The sequence below is a fragment of the Thalassotalea sp. 1_MG-2023 genome, assembly GCF_030546745.1.
Lineage (GTDB): Bacteria > Pseudomonadota > Gammaproteobacteria > Enterobacterales > Alteromonadaceae > Thalassotalea_C.
This window is the reverse complement of the sequence record NZ_JAUOPD010000015.1, coordinates 1-24,017: the sequence shown is the minus strand read 5'-3', so window position 1 is coordinate 24,017 and position 24,017 is coordinate 1. Positions and strand designations below refer to the sequence as shown.

The 24,017-nt window shown below is 38.8% G+C and carries 22 protein-coding genes; 17 read left to right on the top strand and 5 right to left on the bottom strand.

Features of this window, described 5'->3' with window-relative positions; translation table 11 throughout:
- The first annotated feature begins 30 nt into the window (after window positions 1–30).
- From murJ to Q4489_RS12385, 12 genes are all read left to right on the top strand, one after another.
- Complete coding sequence (gene murJ / locus Q4489_RS12440) at window positions 31–1,614, top strand: murein biosynthesis integral membrane protein MurJ (protein ID WP_303480860.1); 1,584 nt, start codon at window positions 31–33, stop codon at window positions 1,612–1,614.
- Window positions 1,615–1,734: 120 nt separating this feature from the next.
- Window positions 1,735–2,673, top strand: a complete 939-nt coding sequence (gene ribF / locus Q4489_RS12435) for a bifunctional riboflavin kinase/FAD synthetase (protein WP_303480858.1) — start codon at window positions 1,735–1,737, stop codon at window positions 2,671–2,673.
- 39 nt (window positions 2,674–2,712) lie between these two features.
- A complete protein-coding gene (ileS, locus tag Q4489_RS12430) occupies window positions 2,713–5,550 on the top strand; it encodes an isoleucine--tRNA ligase (protein WP_303480856.1) in 2,838 nt (945 codons plus the stop codon).
- Window positions 5,551–5,631: 81 nt separating this feature from the next.
- A complete protein-coding gene (gene lspA, locus Q4489_RS12425) occupies window positions 5,632–6,138 on the top strand; it encodes a signal peptidase II (RefSeq protein WP_303480854.1) in 507 nt (168 codons plus the stop codon).
- Window positions 6,139–6,140: 2 nt separating this feature from the next.
- Window positions 6,141–6,587: an FKBP-type peptidyl-prolyl cis-trans isomerase gene (gene fkpB, locus Q4489_RS12420; RefSeq protein ID WP_303480852.1), complete on the top strand. Its 447-nt coding sequence runs from the start codon at window positions 6,141–6,143 to the stop codon at window positions 6,585–6,587.
- Window positions 6,587–7,516, top strand: a complete 930-nt coding sequence (gene ispH / locus Q4489_RS12415) for a 4-hydroxy-3-methylbut-2-enyl diphosphate reductase (protein ID WP_303480850.1) — start codon at window positions 6,587–6,589, stop codon at window positions 7,514–7,516. The genes fkpB and ispH overlap by 1 nt, the downstream gene beginning before the upstream one ends.
- Before the next feature lie 276 nt (window positions 7,517–7,792).
- Window positions 7,793–8,341 carry a type IV pilus modification protein PilV gene (gene pilV, locus Q4489_RS12410; RefSeq protein ID WP_303480848.1) on the top strand — a complete coding sequence of 183 codons (549 nt, stop codon included), beginning with the start codon at window positions 7,793–7,795 and terminating at the stop codon, window positions 8,339–8,341.
- Window positions 8,341–9,342, top strand: a complete 1,002-nt coding sequence (locus tag Q4489_RS12405) for a PilW family protein (protein WP_303480847.1) — start codon at window positions 8,341–8,343, stop codon at window positions 9,340–9,342. Before pilV ends, Q4489_RS12405 begins: the two co-directional genes overlap by 1 nt.
- Window positions 9,330–9,839 carry a pilus assembly PilX N-terminal domain-containing protein gene (locus Q4489_RS12400; RefSeq protein WP_303480846.1) on the top strand — a complete coding sequence of 170 codons (510 nt, stop codon included), beginning with the start codon at window positions 9,330–9,332 and terminating at the stop codon, window positions 9,837–9,839. Before Q4489_RS12405 ends, Q4489_RS12400 begins: the two co-directional genes overlap by 13 nt.
- 20 nt (window positions 9,840–9,859) lie before the next feature.
- Entirely contained in the window at window positions 9,860–13,411 is a 3,552-nt protein-coding gene (locus tag Q4489_RS12395) for a pilus assembly protein (protein WP_303480844.1), read from the top strand.
- Window positions 13,411–13,818 carry a type IV pilin protein gene (locus tag Q4489_RS12390; RefSeq protein ID WP_303480841.1) on the top strand — a complete coding sequence of 136 codons (408 nt, stop codon included), beginning with the start codon at window positions 13,411–13,413 and terminating at the stop codon, window positions 13,816–13,818. The genes Q4489_RS12395 and Q4489_RS12390 overlap by 1 nt, the downstream gene beginning before the upstream one ends.
- Window positions 13,819–13,836: 18 nt before the next feature.
- Window positions 13,837–14,154, top strand: a complete 318-nt coding sequence (locus Q4489_RS12385) for a TapY2 family type IVa secretion system protein (RefSeq protein WP_303480840.1) — start codon at window positions 13,837–13,839, stop codon at window positions 14,152–14,154.
- Between the two features lie 90 nt (window positions 14,155–14,244).
- Here Q4489_RS12385 and Q4489_RS12380 read toward each other — a convergent pair whose 3' ends face one another.
- The 3 genes from Q4489_RS12380 to nadE form a co-directional block, all read right to left on the bottom strand.
- Window positions 14,245–14,823, bottom strand: coding sequence for a GspH/FimT family pseudopilin (locus Q4489_RS12380; RefSeq protein ID WP_303480839.1), 579 nt, complete (start codon window positions 14,821–14,823; stop codon window positions 14,245–14,247).
- A 202-nt stretch (window positions 14,824–15,025) separates the two neighbouring features.
- The gene (locus Q4489_RS12375; RefSeq protein WP_303480837.1) at window positions 15,026–15,586 is read right to left on the bottom strand and encodes a GspH/FimT family pseudopilin; all 561 of its coding nucleotides are present in this window, start codon (window positions 15,584–15,586) and stop codon (window positions 15,026–15,028) included.
- Between the two features lie 63 nt (window positions 15,587–15,649).
- Window positions 15,650–16,483, bottom strand: a complete 834-nt coding sequence (gene nadE, locus Q4489_RS12370) for an ammonia-dependent NAD(+) synthetase (protein ID WP_303480835.1) — start codon at window positions 16,481–16,483, stop codon at window positions 15,650–15,652.
- 140 nt (window positions 16,484–16,623) lie between these two features.
- On the opposite strand from nadE, the gene glnB reads away from it, so the two are divergent.
- Window positions 16,624–16,962, top strand: coding sequence for a nitrogen regulatory protein P-II (glnB, locus tag Q4489_RS12365; protein ID WP_074499028.1), 339 nt, complete (start codon window positions 16,624–16,626; stop codon window positions 16,960–16,962).
- 43 nt (window positions 16,963–17,005) lie between these two features.
- Here glnB and Q4489_RS12360 read toward each other — a convergent pair whose 3' ends face one another.
- Window positions 17,006–17,767, bottom strand: coding sequence for an outer membrane protein assembly factor BamD (locus tag Q4489_RS12360; RefSeq protein ID WP_303480832.1), 762 nt, complete (start codon window positions 17,765–17,767; stop codon window positions 17,006–17,008).
- A 159-nt stretch (window positions 17,768–17,926) separates the two neighbouring features.
- Here Q4489_RS12360 and rluD point away from each other — a divergent pair, with 159 nt between their 5' ends.
- The 3 genes from rluD (at window position 17,927) to clpB (ending at window position 22,363) form a co-directional block, all read left to right on the top strand.
- Window positions 17,927–18,901, top strand: a complete 975-nt coding sequence (gene rluD / locus Q4489_RS12355; protein WP_303480830.1) for a 23S rRNA pseudouridine(1911/1915/1917) synthase RluD — start codon at window positions 17,927–17,929, stop codon at window positions 18,899–18,901.
- A complete protein-coding gene (pgeF, locus tag Q4489_RS12350; protein WP_303480828.1) occupies window positions 18,882–19,643 on the top strand; it encodes a peptidoglycan editing factor PgeF in 762 nt (253 codons plus the stop codon). Before rluD ends, pgeF begins: the two co-directional genes overlap by 20 nt.
- A gap of 146 nt (window positions 19,644–19,789) precedes the next feature.
- Window positions 19,790–22,363, top strand: coding sequence for an ATP-dependent chaperone ClpB (gene clpB / locus Q4489_RS12345; RefSeq protein WP_303480826.1), 2,574 nt, complete (start codon window positions 19,790–19,792; stop codon window positions 22,361–22,363).
- Between the two features lie 15 nt (window positions 22,364–22,378).
- On the opposite strand, the gene Q4489_RS12340 is transcribed toward clpB, so the two are convergent.
- Window positions 22,379–22,804 carry a DUF4124 domain-containing protein gene (locus tag Q4489_RS12340; protein ID WP_303480824.1) on the bottom strand — a complete coding sequence of 142 codons (426 nt, stop codon included), beginning with the start codon at window positions 22,802–22,804 and terminating at the stop codon, window positions 22,379–22,381.
- 172 nt (window positions 22,805–22,976) lie between these two features.
- Between Q4489_RS12340 and pssA the strand changes: the two genes are divergently transcribed.
- On the top strand, window positions 22,977–23,819 hold the full coding sequence (pssA, locus tag Q4489_RS12335) for a CDP-diacylglycerol--serine O-phosphatidyltransferase (protein ID WP_303480822.1): 843 nt from the start codon (window positions 22,977–22,979) through the stop codon (window positions 23,817–23,819).
- The last annotated feature ends 198 nt before the right edge of the window (window positions 23,820–24,017 follow it).

Genomic DNA, 24,017 nt, shown 5'->3' with positions numbered 1-24,017 from the left:
TTTCATCGACAGCTAGTTCAAGGAAAGTAGTTGAGCCGTAAGTTAGTAAAATCAGGCATTATTGTGAGTGCAATGACCTTAATATCAAGGGTATTAGGGTTAGTACGTGACGTTGTCATTGCGAGTATAATGGGAGCAGGCGCAACGGCTGATGCTTTTTTCTTTGCAAATAAAATTCCTAACTTTTTAAGGAGGCTCTTTGCTGAAGGAGCCTTCGCACAATCATTTGTACCTGTACTCAGCGAATACCACCATAAAGACATTGATAATAATACTCAAAAAACACGTGAGCTTATCGCTAAAGTGTCTGGAACTTTGGGGGTCATTGTTACCTTAGTAACCTTGATTGGCATGATAGCTTCGCCTTTTATTGTCATGCTGTTTGGCCCTGGTTTTTATGTCGAACATGTACAAGACTCAGGTAGTGAAAAATTTGACTTAGCGTCTGATTTATTAAAAATCACTTTTCCCTATTTATGGTTTGTTAGTTTTACGGCACTTTCTGGTGCTATTTTAAATGCCTATGGAAAATTTGCCGTTTCCTCTTTTACGCCTGTATTGTTAAACGTTGCAATTATATCGATGGCAACCTTGGGTCGTGATTATTTTACCAACCCAGAGTATGCGCTTGCATGGGGTGTATTTTTAGGTGGTTTTGCTCAATTTATTTTCCAAATTCCGTTTTTGTATAAAGCAGGGGCGTTAACCATGCCTAAATGGGGATGGGCACATGAAGGCGTCACTAAAATAAGAAAGTTAATGGCGCCTGCTTTGTTTGGGGTATCGGTTACCCAAATTAATTTGTTATTGGATACCCAAATTGCCAGCCTATTAGAAACAGGAGCTGTCAGCTTTTTATATTACGCTGATCGCTTATTAGAGTTTCCACTAGGGCTATTTGGTATTGGTATCGCCACGGTTATTTTGCCTAGCCTTGCCCGCTTACATACGAAAAAAAGTGTGCAAGAATTCTCCGATACTTTAGATTGGGGGATCAAAATTATTAATTTATTAGGCTGGCCTGCGTTGGTTGGTTTAATGGTGCTTGCGCAACCGATCATTATGATTTTGTTTATGCGTGGAGAATTTACGCAAGTTGAAGTGTATCAAGTATCTTTTGCGCTCTATGCGTATTTATCAGGGTTAGTTAGTTTTATGTTTATTAAAATATTAGCGCCTGGGTATTACGCGAGACAAGATACGAAAACTCCTGTGAAAATTGGGATTAAAGCGATGGTGGCAAATATGGCGTTTAATATTATGTTAGCGCCGTTCTTTGGCTATGTAGGATTAGCAATAGCAACCACGTTATCTGCAACATTAAATGCTTACTGGCTTTACCAAGGTTTGAAAGCACAACAAGTTTATCAATTGTCTAAGCAGGTGAAGATGTTCATCTTACGCTTGGTATTAGCGTCGTTAGTTATGGCTTATGTGGTTTATCTATTATCGCCTAACTTTGATTATTGGTTAACTTTGTCTTTAACAGCCAAAATCATCATGCTTTGTAAATGTATATTTTCTGGCGTTATTTGCTATTTTGCCTGTGCGTATTTATTCGGCGTAAGGTTTGCTGATTTTACGGTACAACAACAAGTAGAAAAAAATCATTAATAATGGGCTGATTCTTCTAGTTGACTAAGCTATAATTCGTCGATTTTTTAATTTGATTGGCGAGTACTGCGTCGATTGAGACTCGTTTTAGATACTTTCAATAAAAGGTTAACATTTTTAATGCGATTAATTCGTGGGATCCATAACATTCAGTTAGCGAACCAAGAAAGCGAACAAGGCAGTGTGTTAACCATTGGAAACTTTGACGGTGTTCATCTTGGACACCAACGAGTAATAAAAGCGTTGGTTGAAAAAGCCAAAACTTTAAATGCTGTGCCTGTTGTAATGGTGTTTGAACCTCAACCACAAGAATTATTTTCGCCTGAAAATGCACCAGCGAGATTAACACGGTTAAGAGACAAATATGCGTTATTGAAAAAGCATGGTGTTAAACGCTTGCTATGTGTGAATTTTAATGCCAAATTTGCCAATATATCAGCGGAATCTTTTATTGAGCATCTACTCGTTGAGCAGTTAAACATTAACCATTTAATTATTGGTGATGACTTTAGATTTGGCAAAGGGCGCACGGGTGATTTTAAGATGCTGTGCAAAGCTGGTAAGCAATTTGGCTTTGGTGTATCAGATACAGCAAGTTTTAAATTAGAAGATTGCCGAATAAGTAGTACTGCTATACGTGAAGCTTTGCAGCAAGATGCATTATCAGAAGCTGAAAAAATGCTAGGCCGCGAATACTCAATTATCGGCCGCGTATTTCATGGTGATAAACGCGGAAGAACGTTGGGTTTTCCAACCGCTAATGTGCATTTGAAAAGACGAGTTTCTCCTGTGTCTGGCGTATATGCGGTAAAAGTACGGATCAATGGCAGTGAGTTTACCGGTGTGGCCAATATTGGCTCAAGGCCAAGTGTTAACGGAATTCGACAACAGCTTGAAGTACATATTTTTGATTTTGAACAAGATATTTATGGTCAATCAATTGAAGTTGTCTTGATGAAAAGTTTAAGAAAAGAACAGCGATTTTCTTCATTAGCACAATTAAAAGACCAAATACAGATAGATAGTGAACAAGCCCGAAGCTTTTTTGGGGCGACATAAAATTTTAGCAGTAATTGATTATTAATGGATAAACAATAAATGAGTGACTACAAACATACCCTGAATTTGCCTGCTACAAGCTTTCCTATGAAAGGTAATATGGCAAATCGTGAACCGCAAATGCTAAAGGATTGGGCAAACAAAGATCTTTATAGCAAAATTCGCGCAGCTAAGAAGGGTAAAAAATCATTTATTTTGCATGACGGCCCTCCATACGCTAATGGGAATATTCATTTAGGCCATGCTGTTAATAAAATTCTTAAAGATATCATTATCAAAGCAAAAACCTTATCTGACTTTGACTCTCCATACGTACCTGGCTGGGATTGCCATGGGTTACCTATTGAGTTAATGGTAGAGAAAAAAGTTGGTAAACCTGGCCATAAAGTATCTGCGGCAGAGTTTCGTCAAAAGTGTCGTGAATACGCAATCAAACAAGTAGACGGTCAGCGAGAAGACTTTAAACGCTTAGGTGTTTTTGGTGATTGGGATAAACCGTATTTAACCATGAACTTCGATACTGAAGCGAATATCATTCGAGCGTTAGGTAAAATTGCTGAAAATGGCCACTTACAACAAGGCTTTAAACCTGTTCATTGGTGTACAGACTGTGGTTCAGCATTAGCTGAAGCTGAGGTTGAGTACCAAGATAAACAATCACCTGCGATTGATGTGAAATTTGATGTGCTTGACACTTCAGTTGCCGATAAGTTTTCACACCCTGAAGGCAAAGTTGGTGAAGGAAATATTTCAGTGGTTATTTGGACAACTACACCATGGACATTACCGGCAAACCGAGCAATCTCTGTACACCCTGACGTTGAATACTCACTAGTACAATGTGAAAAAGAGGGGAAAAGCTTTCGCCTAATTTTAGCCTCTGAACTGGTCGCTGAATGTGTTGATCGTTTTGGCATTGAAAAATACCATGCACTAGGATTTTGTAACGGCGAAGCGTTAGAGCATGTTCAACTTCAACACCCGTTTAATGATATTAGCGTACCTGTTATTTGCGGTGACCATGTTACTACTGACTCTGGTACTGGCTGTGTGCATACAGCAGGTGGTCATGGTGTTGATGATTTCAATGTCAGCAAAAAATATGATTTAGAAATTTATAATCCAGTTGGCGCTAATGGTGTTTTCATTGAAGGTACGCCGATTGTTGCTGGACAACATGTCTTTAAAGCAAACGCTGGTATTGTTGATTTATTGAATGAAAAGGGTGCATTGATGCATCATCATGCTTATGAACATTCATATCCTCATTGCTGGCGACATAAAACACCTATTATCTTCCGTGCAACACCACAGTGGTTTATCAGCATGGATAAAAAAGGTTTACGTCAAGATTCGTTAAAAGAAATTAAAAAAACACAATGGATCCCAGAGTGGGGCGAAGAACGCATTAAAGGCATGGTCGAAGGCCGACCAGATTGGTGTGTCTCGCGTCAAAGAACTTGGGGTGTCCCAATTGCTTTGTTTATTCATAAAGACACTGGCGCATTACATCCCCGTAGCATAGAGCTGATTGAAGATGTTGCAAAGCGTGTTGAAAAAGAAGGTATTCAAGCATGGTTCGATTTAGAAGCTAAAGAACTGATTGGTGACGATGCACAAGAGTACGTTAAAGTACCAGATACCTTAGATGTTTGGTTTGACTCTGGGGTTACTCATTATACTGTAGTTGATGCTCGAGAAGAGTTTACGAAAGCTGCAGATCTATACTTAGAGGGGTCAGATCAACACCGTGGTTGGTTTATGTCTTCTATGATGTCTAGTGTTGCAATGCACGGTAAAGCGCCATATTCGCAAGTATTAACACATGGTTTTACTGTTGATGTAAATGGTCGAAAAATGTCTAAGTCACTTGGTAATGTGATTACGCCTTCTGAAATTACTAATAAACTTGGTGCAGATATCCTACGTTTATGGGTAGCATCTGTTAACTACACTCAAGAAATCACAGTATCTCAAGAGATTTTTAATCGTCAAGCAGATGCATATCGACGTATTCGTAATACTTCACGTTTTCTATTAGCGAATATTAATGGCTTTGAACCTGCGAAACACTCAGTTTCACCAAGTGAAATGGTAGAACTTGATAGATGGGTATTAGCGAAAGCAGCTGAACTGCAAACTGAGATTGTCGCAGCTTACGATAATTATGAATTCCATAACGTGGTACATAAATTAATGAATTTCTGTACCACAGAGTTAGGTGGCTTTTATTTGGATATTATTAAAGATCGCCAATATACGGCAAAAGCCGACAGTGTGGCGCGTCGCTCATGCCAAACTGCAATGTATATTATTGCTGAAGCCATGACACGTTGGATGGCACCTATTTTATCGTTTACAGCACAAGAAATTTGGCAAGCACTACCTGCTCCAGTATCTGGAGAAAGAGGTGAGTTTGTTTTTACTGATGTGTGGTTTGATGGTTTAGCTAATGTTGATGACGCTAGTGCCTTTAACGACGATTTTTGGCGTACTATTTTACAAGTTCGTGGTGAAGTAAATAAAGCGATTGAAGTAGCACGTAAAGAGAAAACAATCGGTAAAGGTCTAGAAGCAAGTGTAACGTTATATGCAAGTCCGCAACTTGCTAAACAATTACAAACGTTAAAAGATGAGCTCAGGTTTGTATTGATCACATCAGGAGCTTCGGTTGAAGAGGTCACAGAACAACCCAGTAATGCACAAAGTACAGAAATTGATGGGCTGTGGATCAGCATTGCTAGCAGTTCTGGAACCAAGTGTGAGCGTTGTTGGCATTATACTGATGATGTTGGTTCTGATGATGCCTACGATGATTTATGTGGTCGCTGTGTTACCAACGTAGATGGCGAAGGTGAAACACGTCAATTTGCTTAATTAGCGAATTGGTTGTATTGATTAAATGCTCAGTTAGCTTAGGTAACTGAGCATTTTGTGTATCTGAAATGAGAAGTTTTCATGAAAAAAATGAGCCAACATTCAAACTTAAAATGGTTATGGTTAACATTAATTTTTTTGCTTGCTGACCAAGTTAGCAAGTATTGGGTTGTTAATACAATGAACTTGTATCAGTCGATAGAAGTACTACCCTTTTTTAATATTACCTACGCGCAAAACACTGGAGCAGCTTTTAGTTTTTTAGCTGACCAGGGAGGGTGGCAACGTTGGTTTTTTACTGCTATTGCTGTTATCGCAAGTGTGATATTTTTTGTTTGGTTATTCAGGGTACCTAAACAACAACAGAAACTCGCTATAGCACTAGCGCTTATGCTAAGTGGTGCATTGGGTAATTTAATTGATAGGGCTTTATTTGGCTATGTTATCGACTTTTTGGACTTTCATTTACAAGGATATCGTTGGCCTACGTTTAATATTGCTGATTCAGTAATTTTTATTGGTGCAGCTTTAATGATCTGGGATTCATTTTCGCAGGAAAAACAACGTAAACATTCAGCAAAGGCTTAAAAATGACAGAAGTTATAAAATCTGATTCTCATGTAATTGTACATATCACCATGAAACTTGCTGATGGTTCAGCGGCTGATAGTACAAAAGTACATAATAAACCTGCCAAAATAATTATGGGTGATGAAAGTATTTCACCGGCATTTGAAGCCCAGCTTTTAGGTTTACAAAAGGGTGAGTCAAAAGAATTTACCTTACAAGCGGTTGATAGTTTTGGCGAAACAAACCCTGATAATATTCATTATGTTGATATTAATAAGTTTTCATCAGATGCACCTGCTCAAGTGGGGAATATTGTTACCTTTACGCAGCCTGGTGGTATTGAATTACCAGGTATGATCACAGATGTGTCGGGTAGTTCAGTTACCGTTGATTTTAATCACCCGCTTGCAGGACAAGCGGTTACTTTTGTTATTGATGTTGTCGACATTTTATCAGGAGATGCTTAATGGAAATTGTTTTAGCTAATCCACGTGGTTTTTGTGCAGGTGTAGATCGTGCCATTAGTATTGTTGATCGTGCGCTAGATTTATTCGACGCCCCTATTTATGTAAGACACGAAGTTGTTCATAATAAATTTGTCGTCAATGGTTTAAAAAAACGAGGTGCTAGATTCGTCGATGAACTGCACGAGGTACCAGATGACGCTACCGTTATTTTTAGTGCTCATGGCGTTTCAAAAGCGGTTCGCGAAGAAGCTAAAAACCGTGGCTTAAAAGTATTTGATGCAACTTGCCCATTGGTAACTAAAGTTCATATGGAAGTTTCACGAGCTAGCCGCAAAGGTGTTGAATGCGTGCTTATCGGTCATGCTGGTCATCCAGAAGTTGAAGGTACGATGGGGCAATACGAAAGTGCAGAGGGCGGTATATATTTGGTTGAATCTGCCGCAGATGTAGCATCGTTAACGGTAAATAATCCTAAGCAACTTTATTATTGCAGCCAAACCACACTTTCAGTAGACGATACCAGTGATGTAATAGACGCGTTAAGAGCAAAATTTCCTGATATAGAAGGGCCACGCAAAGACGATATTTGTTATGCTACTCAAAATCGTCAAGATGCTGTTAGAGCTATTGCGAGTGAGGTGGATCTTCTATTAGTCGTTGGTGCTAAAAATAGCTCTAACTCAAACCGTCTAAGAGAGCTTGCTGAGAAAATTGGAACGCGATCTTTTCTAATTGACGCCGCAGAAAACATTGAAACTGCTTGGTTAGATAATGTCAAAGCTATCGGTGTAACTGCAGGTGCTTCAGCGCCTGAAGTATTGGTAAAACAAGTTATTGATAAATTAAAAAGTCATGGTGGGAGAGAAGTTATTGAATTTCCAGGCCGTGAAGAAAATACTGTATTTGCGGTTCCTGTCGAATTGCGCTAGTCTTTAAACAGGCTAAAAGTTGAGCGGTTGAACTAGATTGTCGGCTGCTCACTTTTCTATTAGATGATAGTAAAGCAAGTAGCTACGCTTAATGATAATTAAGGATAGTTTTTTGCTGTTAAGAAGTAAGGTATGGGTTAATGCGGTTCACGTTTGTGATGTTTAACACATATTCCCCCACATATGTTTTGCAAAATAATTACGGTTATTTTGCTGTTTCTACTCGCCTTTTATTTTCATACCTATTTCCTTTTTGCTTGTTGAGAGGACGTGCCGATGCGTAACATTCGTCAAACGAATCGCCATCAAGGTATGACGTTTATTGAAGTGCTTATAGCGTTATTTTTACTACTCGTTGGGCTGTTAGGCGCAGTTGCCATGCAAGCGACGGTAAAGAAAAGTAGTTTTGATGCGATGCAGCGTTCGTTAGCTTCATCACTTGCTCAAGATATGTTAGAACGTATGCGCAGTAATGATCCTACCGCACTAGCAACCTATGAGAGTAACGATTATGGCGTTGCATTAAATGCTGTTCCCGCGAACCGTTGCAATATTCAAGGAGCACCTTGTACAGCTGCGCAGATGGCAACGAATGACATTTATGAATGGGAATTAGCGCTAATGGGAGCTGATGTAATGTCTGGCGGTGATCGCCGTGGTGGTTTAATAGGCGCACGCGGTTGCGTTAGCCATAATGCAAATGCGGTGCAAGTTGTCGTGACTTGGCAAGGACGAGTGTCTACGGTTGATGGTCAAAAGGTTAATAACTGTGGTGCTGCTAGTGATAAACGACGCCAAGTTGTTGTTGAGGCATTTATAAATTGATGATAACTCTTACACAAGCAATACGTATTAACCAAAAGAATCAACAGGGGTACACCATTGTTGAATTGCTTGTTTCTATGGCTATCGGACTTCTGCTTCTTGCAGGTGTGCTTTCCATTTTTGTTGGTATGAGGGTTACTTCGGAAGAAACATCAAGTTACGGTGAGCTACAAGAGAATGGCCGTTTCGCGATAAGTTTATTAACAGAAGATCTACTCAGACAAGATTTTTGGGGCGACTATACCGGCACGCTAAATATCTCTGCTTTAAATGGCCAAGCGCCGGGTGCACCGGCAAATGAATGTGTTGGAGAAGGTGTGAATAACGGCACCTTCCCTGCAGCAGCTGGTCATTTTAGAACGTTATGGGGCCAAACTGCGGCAACTGCCGACCCTCTTGGTTGCTTTGCTGCCAGCGCTCCAGCATTTATTGGTTCTGATATATTGCAATTAAAACGTGTTATTTCTGACGAAGTGTTACCTGCTCAAGTGAATCCTAATAATTATTATCTTATTACCAATATAAACGATGGTGAAATATTTTTAGGTAATGCAGCTATTCCTACTATTGATAATGCTAAGATTTGGCAATATCAACATCATGTTTATTATGTGACTGAGCAAGCCCAAGGTGGGTATGACGTGCCAGTGTTGATGCAGGGCCGTTTAACAACCACCATGTCTTTTGCTCCAATCATTGATGGTATTGAATATATTCGTTTTATGTATGGGTTAGACACAGATAATGACGGTATTGTGAATAACTTCTTATCAGCTGGAAATATGAGTCAAAATGATTGGGATAGGTCAGGGAGTAACAGCATTATTTCCGTTAAAATTTATGTACTAGCAAGAAGTATTTCCCCTGATAATGATTATACTAATGATAACACTTACACCTTAGGTGATATTCAGGTAACTCCCAACGATAACTTTAGACGTTTATTGTTTACTTCGACGGTAACATTATTTAATGCGAGGGTAGATTCATGGCCACGGTAATCGCTATAAAGCCAAAGTCATTACCATCAAAGCAACAAGGTGTTGTGTTAATTGTTTCTTTGGTTTTTTTAATTTCACTGACTGCTGTTGTTGCTGCATTAATGCAAAATACTACTTCGGATGTGAAAATGTCAGGTGCTAGTGAAGAAAAAATGGTAGCAACGCAAGCAGGCGTTAGCGCGATAGATGAAGTGATTTACAATCAGCTGTTACCAGGGAATACAAACGTATTTGCCCGAACAATCGCTGATAATAACTTTCCAAATGCTAACCAAGGAGAGTTATTGCCAAATACGAAAACAGCAGCAACAGCAAGTGTTGATATTACGAATAACGAATTTAAACTGGAAGCAGATTGCCCCCACTCTAGATCTGCTTCTTCGGTTCAGGTGTTTACTTGTAACGTATTAAATGTCCAAGTAAATCGAAATTATGGTCGAGGGAACAATAGTACTGTACGCGTCAACTCTGGTGTGTCGCAACAGTTACTTAGATAGATGACCTTTTGGGGAAAATTATGAAAAAACTCATCTTGTTAGTGGTAGCTTGCGTGGTTTCAAGCGTATCATTTAGTGAAGATATTGAATTATATATAAGTGATACGGTAAAAGCCTTATCAAGTAGGCCACAAGTGCTGATCATTCTTGATAATTCAGGCAGTATGAGAACGGAAGATACCGTTACCGCTCCGTACGATCCATCAGTAACGTATCCTGCGGTTGGTGGTCTTAACTCTTTATCAAGTAAGTTTATTTATTTTAGGAAGGGTGGCGTTGATGGAACTGCGATGCCTGTACCTGATAGCCCTAGTGAGTCAAGACGCTTCTTAGATTCAATTAATAGTTGCAAGACTGCTGCTGATATACTGGCTTCAAATGGTTTTTATACCGGTAGAGTTCGTGAATATGAAAGAAGGGGGAATAATGGTACTTGGGAAGAAATTCCAGATAGCAATGGTGCAAATATCGAGGTAATTGATTGTGAGGATGATGTGACTGCGCAAAATCCCAATAATATTGCATCAATTCCACAAGGTTATCCTGTAGATAGTCTAGGTACCAGACAAAACCCAATTTATCATACTGGCGATGTTGCTGATTCTAATGTTGAGTGGAACGGACAACTTGTTACGCTTTACACAGACAATTTTTTGCGCTGGCATCACAATGCCTCACAGAATCAAACGTTGATGTCTCGTTTAGATCAAGCGGTTAATAGTATCAGTAGTGTTATTAGATCAGCTCCGTCTGTGGATTTTGGTTTAGAAATTTTTAACTATAATGATGGCAACAGCTCAAACGATCCTAATGGGGGGCGTGTTGTCTTTGGCATTAAAGAATCAACGGCGGCGAATAAAACGGCCTTATTGGATATCATTGAAAATAAACTTTCTCCTCAAACTTGGACACCACTTTGTGAAAGTCTCTATGAAGCATCGTTATATTTTTCAGGCAAAAATGTAGATTTCGGCGACGCTGATGAAAATAGAGGTAGTTATAAAAAGAATAAGCCACCCATGGATAGCAGCGTTGTCAGCAACGGTAAATACCAAACACCGGTGAGAAAATGTAATAGTAATGTGTATGTTATTTTAATCACGGATGGTGAACCTACTTATGATTCAGGCGCAAACAGTAAAATTAGGGCGTTTACCTCAAAAGATGCTGATGGAAATACGGTTAACTTTAGTGGCGGCACTTATGCAGGAAGTTATTTAGCCTCGTTAGCAGGGTGGATGCAAAATCAAGATATTAATTTGAATTTAGACGGCATACAAAAAGCAACAACATTTACCATTGGGTTTTCTGATGGTGCCTCTAGTGCAGAATCTCTTCTCAAGGAAACAGCAAGACAAGGGGGAGGCGAATATTTTTATGCCGATAATCACACTCAGTTAACCAGTGCATTAACGTCTATTTTTGAACAGTTAGAGCCGAGTAATGAGAGTTTAACATCAGCGTCTGTTGCGGCGAATAATTTTGATCGCACCGAAACACTCAATGCAGTCTACTACGCAATGTTTGAACCACAGAATTCGCCAAGGTGGCAAGGTAATGTTAAAAAATATAAAGTGCTAAATGGAAAGCAAGTTGGGCAAGGCGGAGTGCCAGCATTAAATGACTCAACAGGGCACTTTTCTGATACTGTCACGAGCTTTTGGTCACCATCAGGCGCTAAAGATGGTGTTAAAGTGGCTGAGGGTGGTGTTGCTGAAATGCTAAGGAATGTTAATTCTAGAACCTTGTATAGTAATGTAGGTACAGGTAGTAGCTTAACAGCTTTTAATCGTTCAAATGTTGAAAACTTTTATGGCAGCGCTGCAACATTAGCTGCTGAGTTAGGGGTTGCAGAAGCTGATATAGATTCTTATCTTGATTGGCATAAAGGCATTGATGTTGACGATGAAGATAAAGATTCGTTAAAAAATGATATGCGTTACGATGTGTTTGCGGATCCTTTACACTCTAAACCCTTAGTGATTAATTATGGTAATAGCATTCGTATTTTAATTGGTACTAATGCGGGTGTATTACACATGTTTGAAGATAATACCTCTTCTGATGTGGTCTCAGAATCTTGGGCATTTATGCCTAATGAGTTTTTTAACAATATTAAAGCACTTCGCGATAACTTTGCCGGCGGGGATAAAGTTTACGGTATTGATGGCAATTTAACGCCTTATATTAAAGATGCTAACGGAGACGGAATCGTTAACGGTAACGATAAAGTTTGGGTGTTTTTTGGACTACGTCGTGGCGGCACATCATATTATGCATTAGATGTTACTTCTCCTTCATCCCCTCAATTAATGTGGCATATTGATAGTAACACTCCTGGTTTTTCAGAATTAGGTCAATCATGGTCGCAACCGAAAGTAACCCACTCTGAAATAAACACTTCTGGTTCAGGCGCTACTGCTGTAGCGTCGCCAGTTGTTATTTTTGGTGGTGGTTATGATACGGCTAAGGATGCTAAAGGTGCAGGACTTGCTGATGGTGTCGGCCGAGCAGTTTATATGGTTGATGCCAAAACTGGCAGCTTAAAGTGGAGTCTTGCACCAAGCGGCGGTACTACTGCCTTTACTGGCGATCATAGTATCCCTTCTTCTATTGCTACTTTAGATAGTGATGGTAATGGCTTAGCTGATAGACTTTATTTTGGTGATACTGGTGGTGATTTATGGCGGGTTGATATGCCGAGTGGTAACCCTCAGGATACAACTGAGCCTTGGACGTTTTTTAAACTGGCGTCACTTGGTGGAAACGGTGTAGATAATGCGATTGATAGACGCTTTTTTAATGAGCCATCGATAGCGCGCACGTTCATTTCAGAAACAATAGAAACGCAGCATACTGACGCAAATGGAGTTCAATCAACGGTAATTTCACGTCAAGAAAAACCGTATGATGCGGTATTGATTGGCTCTGGAGATCGTTCTAATCCGTTAGGTGTTGATACACAAGATACTTTCTTCATGATTAAAGATGAATATATTCGTTCACAATCCTTTACTTCTTCATCTACGCCAGCAAAACCCTCTCCAATTTTACTAACAGATTTGTATGATTATACCAATAACCCGTTTGATCAAACGATGACAACTCAGCAGAAAGAAACGCTAGAAGTTGCCGTGAGTAAAAAATCAGGTTGGTTTTTAAATTTTGATAGTATTTCTGGTGAAAAAAGTACTTCATCAGCAAGTGTTATTAATGGCGTGGCGTATTTAACGTCATATATTCCACCGTCTGCTGCGAGTAGCAGTGGTGTGTGTAAAATACCAGGCGGTCAAGGTTGGCTTTATGCAGTTGACTTAGCGCTGGGTACGCATGTATACCAATGGACAGATGCAGAAAATCCAAACGGTATAACCGATGGCGATAAACGAAAAGTTTATATTAGTGAACAGTTTTTAGGTTCCCCTACTTTAATTGTTGTACCGGAAGATGATGGTGATCCGAATACCGTTGATGATACTACGGGAAATATTATTGTGGGAAGACGCATTATCCCAGTAGGTTTTACGTTAAAAACCATGCGCACTAATTTGTACATAGAAGAGGCACAATAATGAGGAAATATGTTAAGCACATATATGGCTTTACTATCATTGAACTGCTGTTGGTGGTCGCTATTATAGGTATTTTAGCTGCAGTCGCTTATCCATCATACAATAACTTTGTCCTACAAGGTAACCGAACGGAAGGACAAAGAGAGTTGCTGAGATTAGCAAATCTACAAGAGCAGGTTTACGTTGATACAAGAGCCTATACTGCTGACATGACAGACTTAGGAATGAGCGCGGATCCCTTTATCACAGAAAATGGAAATTATAGCATTGACGCAACGGTTGCTGGTGACACTTTTGTTTTAACGGCAACAGCGAAGTCAACTCAAATGAATGATACTGCATGTAAAACAATGACCATAAATGAGGTAGGTGTTAAAACTCCTACTTCAGGTTGTTGGGAAAAATAGCATGCGAGGAGAGGCAAAATGAAAAAAACGCTATGTCTTTATACTGCATTAATTGTTTCATCTAGTGCATTAGCGCAAGAGGGTACTAACTTAGTCAGCGATAAAATATTGGCTAAATGTTACGTTGAAGTATTAGGTGGTCAACGTACCATTCATAAGGTGACGATTAAAGAGGAACAATTATCATCACTTGCTGATCGGTTATCAGGTAGAAATATTCGTGTATCAGGAAAACAAGGATTTAGTACAGTGCATAAAGTGTTTGAATGTTTACCTAACGATGATGCTTTCAAAGCTGGGAGAGCTCGGCATTTAGAAAAGTCACAGGTTAAATAATGCGGTAGTATTTAAAGCTAAGCAAAAAACGTATTTGCTTAGCTTTATTAAACATCATGGATTTGTCGAGAAACTTCTTAAATACATGAGTTAACAGTTTAACTCATTTCCAGCCCTATCTTCATCTTTATTATCATTATCAGTGTCTTGTGTAATATATGCTCGCCCTGACAGTGAGATAGTAATTCCTCTGGCCATACTGTGGTGATCTTTAGGGCAGTAAGTTAAGGAGATATTCCTTCCATTTACTAAACGACCTGTTGGGGAATAGACAAGGGTGGCACCATCATTAAAAAGCAACTTATCACCTGATGATATTTGATCTTTTACTTTTACCATTGTTTCCGCTGCTGCATCGTACTTACTTGGATCTGTGGTATTAATAAACATACTAATATCTTTACTCCAATCATTTGTGCAAGTGCCGGCATTTAACGGGCAAATGGTCACTTGCTGACCTGAATTGATGGCAGCGTTTCGAGCTGTTAATACAAAGCGTTGTAAAGAAATTGCTTCATTGTCAGTTTTATTTTTGATGATAAATTGATTTAACGCCGGTATCGCAATGATTGATGCAATGCCAAGTATGGTTACTGTGACTAATAACTCTATCATGGTAAAGCCGGCGTTATAGTTGTTCGACATCACTGTTTTAGTTAGTTGCTTCATACTACGTTTTCCTTCAAGCCACATTACTTCATTTATACCATTGAATTGGATATTCAGCTAGTTTATTAAATAACCAAATACTAATAAAACTTTTTGCTCGTTATTAAAAATTATTTTTTGCACTTGTAGCGAGAATTAAAAAATCCGTAGTAAGACAAAGGTTTCAAACAAGGTGCTTTGCTTGAAAACCTTTATTTTTTCATTAATTACATTGAAGATATCGATACGAACGAGTTTGCTCTTTTCCAAGTGAAGATTGAAAGGTTTGGTAAATACGTCCAGAGGTTGCCACAATTATCCCGCGTGCTTTATCAAAGTGTTGAAATGGGCAATACTTAAACGTGCCGTTTTGCCCCCAGCCGGTTAAATGCCCCGTAGGACCATATGTTACGCCAACTCTTCCTTGAGCATATTTTATTTTATCGCCAGTAATAACTTCAGGTTTACTGGCAAGTAATTGTTCATTTAAGGAAGGTTCAAAGGTCTTATTGTTGTTATTATCAGTAAAAACACTTAAAGATTCTGACCATGAGTTAGCACAACGACCATTGTCTAAGGGGCAGACTGTTACAGGGGTGCCGTAATGTATCGCGTAGTTACGTGCAACTTGCAGCAATTTAGATAGTCGATAAATTTCATTATCAACTCGGTTACGAATAATAAAATCAGAGAAACTCGGTACAGCTACTGTGATGATCACGCACAGCATTGCAATTGTGATAAGCAGCTCAATTAAAGAAAACCCTTGAGTACGAACGTTCATTTCTACATCCTTGTAGTGTGAATAGTCGTAATAAGGTATAGCGCACCTGTTAATTTACGCCAATTATTTATCGTAAATTGTAGGTATAGCAGCTCTTTTATGTTGTGTTTTCAAGTAAATACTAACAATTTTTTCACTTACTTGGGTGGAAACCGTTCTGCCTTCTAAAAAGTCGTCAAGTTGATCGTATGTTATTCCAAGTGCATCTTCGTCTTTCTTACCTGGGTTTAAATCCTCTAGATCAGCTGTTGGTGCCTTATGGATAAGCACATCAGGTGCGCCTAACTTTTCTGCAAGCGCTCTAACTTGGCGTTTTGAAAGACCGAATAAAGGAGCAAGATCGCAGGCTCCATCTCCCCATTTGGTAAAAAAGCCGGTGATATTTTCTGCAGAATGATCTGTGCCGATAACTAATCCGCCTAATATACCAGCGATATGATATTGCATTACCATACGGATTCTGGCTTTAACATTACCTTTTGAAAAATCTAAAGCGTGTTCATTGGCTTCAAGAATACCTGCTAAGTTAAGTGCTGTGGTAATTTCATGATGAACACCCTCAGCCCCAGGCTGTACATTTGCAGTTAAACAATGACTAGGTTTTATGAAATTGAGGGCTAATTGAGCTTCGTCTTCATCCGCTTGAGTTTCATAGGGTAGACGTACTGCAATAAATTGATAATTTTTGTTCGTTTCAGTGTTTAACTCATCTACGGCGAGTTGTGCTAGTTTTCCACAGGTTGAAGAATCCACACCACCACTGATACCCAATACTAAATGCGTTAACCCTGAATTGATTAATTGGCTTTTAATAAAGTTTACTCTTCGGTTAATTTCAAATTGCACGTCAATAACCGGTAACACTTTCATTTCGTTGATGATGTCTTTCGGATTCATTCTGTTTCCCAATTGATACTACTTCATAAAAAAAACGAGGTAAGTGTAACAAAAAATTCTATTATTTTACTGTGTTTATTTTTGTTAGATGGCAACAATTGTGTAAAATAAAGGTAGATGACAATCCAATGGAAGTGAAAATGAAAAAAATCGAAGCCATAATCAAGCCGTTTAAGTTAGATGATGTCAGAGAAGCACTTGGGGAAATAGGTGTTACCGGTATGACTGTATCAGAAGTTAAAGGCTTTGGCCGGCAGAAAGGCCATACTGAGCTTTACCGAGGAGCTGAATATATGGTCGATTTTCTTCCTAAAGCGAAAATTGAAATTGTGGTGGCTTCGGAAAACGTAGAAAGATGCGTTGAAGCAATTATTGAAACCGCGCAAACAGGTAAAATAGGTGACGGTAAAATATTTATTACTGATGTTGAACGCGTGATCAGAATCAGAACTGGTGAGGAAGATGCGGAAGCAATTTAATTGCTTCGCACCATTAAAGTAAAAGGGCCTTTAGCCCTTCTACTTATTTAACTAAATAGTTGTCAGGGTAATTAGCCGCTAACACTTGCATCGCATTTGTTTTTAAGTCTTCTAAGCCCATTTGATCGTAGCACTCAACCATAATTTCTAATGCTTGTTCTACTTCAATACTTGGCGAGTAATATTCAATAATATATCGACCACGGTTAGCTGCTGAAGCATATGCTTCGCGTTTCAAATAAAATTTAGCAACGGCTAACTCGTATTGTGCTAAACGTGATTTAATTGCAATCATGCGCTTTCTTGCGTCAGCGGCATATTTACTTTCTGGAAATTCAGTGATCAATGTTTTTAAATCACTAAAAGCACTTCTTGATGCGGTAGGATCTCTATCGGAACGATCAATTCCAACGATGTCTTGAAACAAATTTGTTTCTGTTGTTAAGTTTATCAATGCTCTCATGTAATAAATATAATCAACATTAGCATGATTAGGGTTTAGTTTAAGAAACCTATCAGCTAAGGCTATACCTTGTGCAACATCACCACTTTTGTAGTAAGCATAGATAAGATCTAATTGAACTTGGTGTGATATTGGGCCAAAGGGGAAGCGCGAATCAATAGCGGATAAAATTTGTATCGCTTTTTTATAAAGGCCATTATCGAGCGCTTCACGAGCATCTACAAAAAGTGCTTGCGCTGATTTATCAGGTACTTTATCTATTTCTGAAACCTCTGAAGAAGAACAACCTACTAGAAAAAGAAAGCTGGCGAAAAATACTGTTTTAATTGTCAATTTGTCCATAGACCTTGTTATCACTACTTTTATTTAATAATTTTAATTACAAAAATACCACATGAGGCTAATTACTTAATGTAATTATCACTTCAAACAGGTAAAATAATATCATGCATTCTAACCTAGCATTTTATCCTTGCACAGTGCTAATTCACAGAGAAATTCATGGCTGAGAAAATTCAACATCAAGAAACCGTTCCCGACACATTGTTAGGCAAGCGATTTGACCAAGCGTTAGCAGAAATGTTCCCTGAATATTCTAGATCTCGATTAAAAGAGTGGATATTAGCTGGTGACGTGTCTGTTAACGGCGAAGTGTTAACAAAAGCCAGAGAAAAAATGTATGGTGGAGAAAATATTGCCATTAACACCGAAATTGAAGCAGAAGTACGCTTTGAAGCACAAAATATTCCGCTAAACATTGTTTACGAAGACGATGATATTTTAGTGATCAACAAACCAGCTGATTTAGTGGTGCATCCGGGGGCTGGTAATCCAGATGGCACAATACTTAATGCATTGCTTCATCATTGCCCAGAAGTTGATGTAGTGCCGCGTGCAGGTATTGTGCACCGTTTAGATAAAGATACTACTGGATTAATGGTGGTGGCAAAAACCATTGAAGCACAAACGCGTTTAGTTGATGCATTGCAAAGACGAGAGATCACCCGAGAATATGAAGCCATAGCAAATGGTGTGATGACAGCAGGTGGTGTTGTTGATGAACCCATTGGTAGACATCCAAGTAAGCGTACTCATATGGCCGTTACTTTATCAGGCAGACCTTCAGTAACACATTACCGTGTGATGGAAAAGTTCCGAGAACATACGCGTTTACGACTTCGTTTAGAGACAGGGCGCACGCATCAAATTCGTGTTCATATGGCGCATATAACACACCCATTAGTGGGTGATCCTGTTTACGGTGGTCGTCCACGTCCTCCTAAAAATGCTACCGAAGAACTACGCTCTGTGTTACGAAGCTTCAAAAGGCAGGCTTTACATGCTGCAATGTTGTCTTTATATCACCCGATTACGGGGGAATTAATGAAGTGGACTGCCGATATCCCCGATGATATGGTCGCGTTAACAGATATATTCAGAGAAGATACTAAGTTAAATGCACGAGACGAATACTAAAAAAGCCATAGACCGTATTCATTTTGGTATCGAAAATATTGTCGCGATACAAACATCGCGACTCTCTCCCGATATAAATTGTCAAAGTAGAAGTCCATTCGATAGTTTTAATCTTGCCTTACATGTTGATGACGATTACCAACAAGTTCTCAAAAACAGAGCTATGCTCTCAGAGTGTTTTAACAGTCAAACTCAAATCCAATGGTTAGAACAAGTCCATGGTAATAAAGTTATCACGATAAATTCTGTCAGTGATAAGCCATTTGTTGCCGATGCGATGGTAACTCGCCAGAAAAATATTGCGTTAGCAATCATGACAGCTGATTGCCTCCCTATTTTAATTTGTGACAAGTTTGGAAAAGAGATAGCGGCTATTCATGCTGGTTGGCGTCCGCTTGCTGCTAATATAATCGCACATACATTAAATGAATTAACTAGCCCAACCTCTGATTTACAGGCATGGTTTGGACCTTGTATTGGACAAACAGCTTTTGAAATCGGCGATGAAGTAAGAGAGGCATTTTTGACTATAGATGCCGAACTAGTTGTTTGTTTTAAAAAGTACCAACAACGTTGGCATGCAGATTTAACATTAATTGCCCAGCATTTATTACAAAAGCAGGGTGTCACGAATATTCACATATTAGACGAATGCACCTTTCAACAAACTGACAAATACTTTTCATATCGTAGAAATAGTCGAACGGGTCGAATGGTTTCTGTTATTGCGATTAACCGCTGATTAGTATGAGAGCTATAGATTCTCTATAGTTTTTGTTTTTATAGCGTTATTTCTTGATGTGTATGCACTTGAAATAGACTCAAAAGCCCATAACTTATTATCAGAAACAATTGTAAGACCAGTAATATGGCAGTAGGAGTATTGATATGCGATTAGACCGTTTTACCCAAACTTTTCAAGTGGCTATATCAGACGCACAATCGATTGCGTTAGGTAAAGATCATCAATTTATAGAGCCCTCTCATTTAATGCTCGCGTTATTTAATCAAAATAACAGCAGCACAATTCCACTTTTAAAAAGTGCTGGTATTGATATTTACTCATTACGAACTCAAGTTGAAGATGTCATATCTTCGTTGCCCCAGGTGTCAGGTACTGGAGGTGATGTACAGTTGTCATCTGCAATGGCAAACATTCTTAATTTGTGTGACAAATACGCACAAAAACTTGGTGATCAATACATATCATCAGAAATATTTTTGCTAGCTGCATTAGAAGACAAAGGTAAACTTGGTCAAATTCTTAAATCTTTAGGCGCGACAGAGCAACGTATTAAAGATGCTATTACGCATATCAGAGGTGGGCAAAGTGTCAATGACCAAAATGCCGAAGATGTTAGGCAAGCGCTAGAAAAATACACCGTAGATGTAACAGCTCGTGCAACAGAAGGTAAATTAGACCCTGTTATCGGTCGAGATGATGAAATACGTCGAACTATACAAGTATTGCAACGGCGAACAAAAAACAACCCTGTGTTGATCGGTCAACCTGGAGTGGGTAAAACTGCCATAGTGGAAGGTTTAGCACAGCGTATTGTTGATCATGAAGTACCAGAAGGCTTAAAAAATAAGCGTGTTTTATCATTAGACATGGGAGCCTTAGTTGCTGGAGCAAAATACCGTGGTGAATTTGAAGAGCGGTTAAAAGCTGTTCTCAATGATCTAGCGAAAGAAGAAGGTCAAATCATCCTATTTATCGATGAATTGCATACCATGGTAGGCGCAGGTAAAACAGATGGTGCAATGGATGCAGGTAATATGTTAAAACCTGCGCTAGCGCGTGGCGAGTTACATTGCGTTGGCGCAACTACGTTAGATGAATACCGTCAATATATTGAAAAAGACGCTGCCTTAGAACGCCGCTTTCAAAAAGTATTAGTGGAAGAACCGAGCGTTGAAGACACCATTGCAATCTTGCGTGGTTTAAAAGAGCGTTATGAATTACATCATAATGTTGAAATCACAGATCCTGCCATAGTTGCCGCGGCGAGTTTATCGCATCGTTATATTAGTGATCGCCAGTTGCCAGATAAAGCGATTGATTTAATTGATGAATCAGCATCGAGCATACGATTGCAAATGGATTCAAAACCAGAAGAACTTGATCGGCTGGAAAGAAAAATTATTCAACTAAAGCTTGAAGCAAAATCGTTGGAAGATGAAAGTGATGATGCAACCGTAAAACGTTTAACGCTAATTCAAGAGCAATTAGTAGATTTTGAAAGTAAATATCATGAACTTGATGAAGTGTGGACTTCTGAAAAAGCGGCTATTCATGGAACACAAGCGATAAAAGCTGACTTAGAACAGGCGAGAATTGATTTAGATTCAGCAAGACGCAATGGCGATTTAAATAAAATGGCTGAATTGCAATATAGCCGTATTCCAGACTTAGAAAAGCAACTTGATTTAGCTTCCCAAGCTGAAATGCAAGAAATGAGTTTATTAAAAAATAAGGTTACTGATGTAGAAATTGCTGATGTGTTAAGCCGCTCTACAGGTATACCTGTGGCCAAAATGTTAGAAGAAGAGCGTGATAAATTATTGCACATGGAAGATGACTTACATAAGCGTGTGATTGGCCAGTCAGAAGCAGTTATCTCTGTTTCAAATGCTATTAGGCGTTCAAGAGCTGGTTTAGCAGATCCTAATCAACCAATAGGATCATTCTTATTTTTAGGGCCAACCGGGGTGGGTAAAACAGAGTTGACCAAAGCTGTCGCGCACTTTTTATTTGACAGTGAAGATGCATTGATACGTGTTGACATGTCTGAATTCATGGAAAAGCATTCAGTGGCACGTTTAGTCGGTGCTCCTCCAGGTTATGTTGGTTATGAAGAAGGGGGCTATTTAACTGAAGCTGTTAGAAGAAAGCCTTATTCAGTTATTCTACTTGATGAAATTGAAAAAGCGCATCCAGATGTTTTTAACATTTTATTGCAAGTATTAGATGATGGACGTTTAACCGATGGACAGGGACGCACGGTTGATTTTCGTAATACTGTTGTCATCATGACATCTAATATTGGTTCTGACATTATTCAAAGTTTAAATAATGAAAGCCAATATAATGAAATGAAAACTTTAGTAATGAATGAAGTAGGACAACATTTTAAACCTGAGTTTATTAATCGTATTGATGAATCTGTCGTTTTCCACCCATTACAATCAGAACAAATAAAACAAATAGCAAGTATTCAGTTAGAAGGGTTGGCAACGCGATTAGCGCAAAGAGATATTACCCTTGAAGTATCTGAACAGGCTTTATCGCTAATTTCAGAGGCGGGTTTTGATCCGTTGTTTGGTGCTAGACCTTTAAAAAGGGCGATTCAACAATCAATAGAAAACCCACTTGCACATAAAATATTAGCGAACGAACTTGACGGAGTTCAGAGAGTTAATATTGATGTAAAAGATCAACAGTTGACGTTTAACTGTTAAAGCTGTTGTCGAGGTTTACGGTATATCACAGTAAACTTCGACTTGCTTCTCATTTATGGCGAGTTGTTGTGATTTTTCTGTTGCTGAAAGCACTTTAAGTTCACCATTTCCATCGGTGTACTGGATATTGTCATAACTTTGTAATGTGTGCACATTGGCTTTTGCTTCAGTACACTTATCTATCGTTTCATTCTCAATAGCTTTTGTATTACTTGTAGTCTTAGTCTTTGGTTTTTGAACAGTTGTATCCGAAACTTTGGGTGTACTTACCGACTTTGGAATTGCAGCTAATGATAGCTCCGTGTAATTATTATGCTCTGGTTGATGTTGGCTAAAATGCACGACGTTATTTTTATCTACCCATCGATATACAGTAACATTGTCCGCATAACTGAGCGTACTCGACAACATTGTCGATATTGTTAATACTAATAATTTCATCCTACTACTGTACTCCATTTCATGCGTGTTATGCTTGTTCAGGTTATATCAACTTCTGCTGCTACTGACAAATCGTTAAAGGGAATTCCTATAATCAACCAATTAATTATAGGACTAGATATTGAGATATGTTAAATTACCGCGAATTTAATAAAAGAGACAATTGAATAACATGGCAGAAAATAAAAAGGTATCAAACAGCCCAAATCGTGGGATTTATTTACTACCTAACTTATTAACCACAGCGGGTCTGTTCTCAGGATTCTTTGCTGTTGTTTCATCAATGAATGGACATTTTGAAAGTGCTGCAATTGCTATTTTCATCGCGATGATTTTTGATGGTTTAGATGGCCGTGTTGCAAGAATGACAAATACTCAAAGTGAATTTGGGGCCGAATACGATAGTATGGCCGATATGGTTTCATTTGGTATCGCGCCAGGTCTTGTTGCTTATAATTGGGCGTTATCAGACATGGGCAAGTTTGGTTGGCTAGCTGCATTTGTTTTTGTGGCAGCGGCAGCATTACGACTTGCTCGTTTTAATACTCAAGTTGGCGTTGCTGACAAAAGATACTTTCAAGGCTTAGCAAGCCCCGCTGCTGCTGGTGTGGTAGCAAGCCTTGTTTGGTTAGGCACTGAATATGAAATTAATGGCCATGATATTGGGTTTATTATGGGGCTTATTACCATAACAGCTGGTTTATTAATGGTTAGTAACTTTAGGTATAACAGTTTTAAAGAAGTTGACTGGAAAGGAAAAGTTAACTTTATCGTTGTGCTGCTCATTGTACTTGTTTTTGTTATTGTTGCGGCAAGTCCAGCTGAACTACTTAGCGCAATATTTGTTTTATATGCGGCGTCAGGACCAATAACAACTATTCGTAGTGTCAAAAAGTTAAAATTAGAGCATGTTGTTGGTGATGATCAAGATGCGGAATTTAACACTGAGAAAACAGAAAACTCTCCGAAGCAGCAAGAAGTAGATAAAAAAGACAAGCAACCCGAAGATTTGTAGCGTAAATAAGATATATTTAAAAAAAGAGGAAAATGCATATTTTCCTCTTTTTTTGTTTATAAACTTTGATAAATCACCAAATCTGTACTATTTTTGAACATCCATGAAGCTTTTTTTAATAAATTGAAAATAGTTGTTGACGGGGCGATATAAATCCCTAAAATGCGCATCCACTTCTCGGGGACAAGCCAAGAAGCT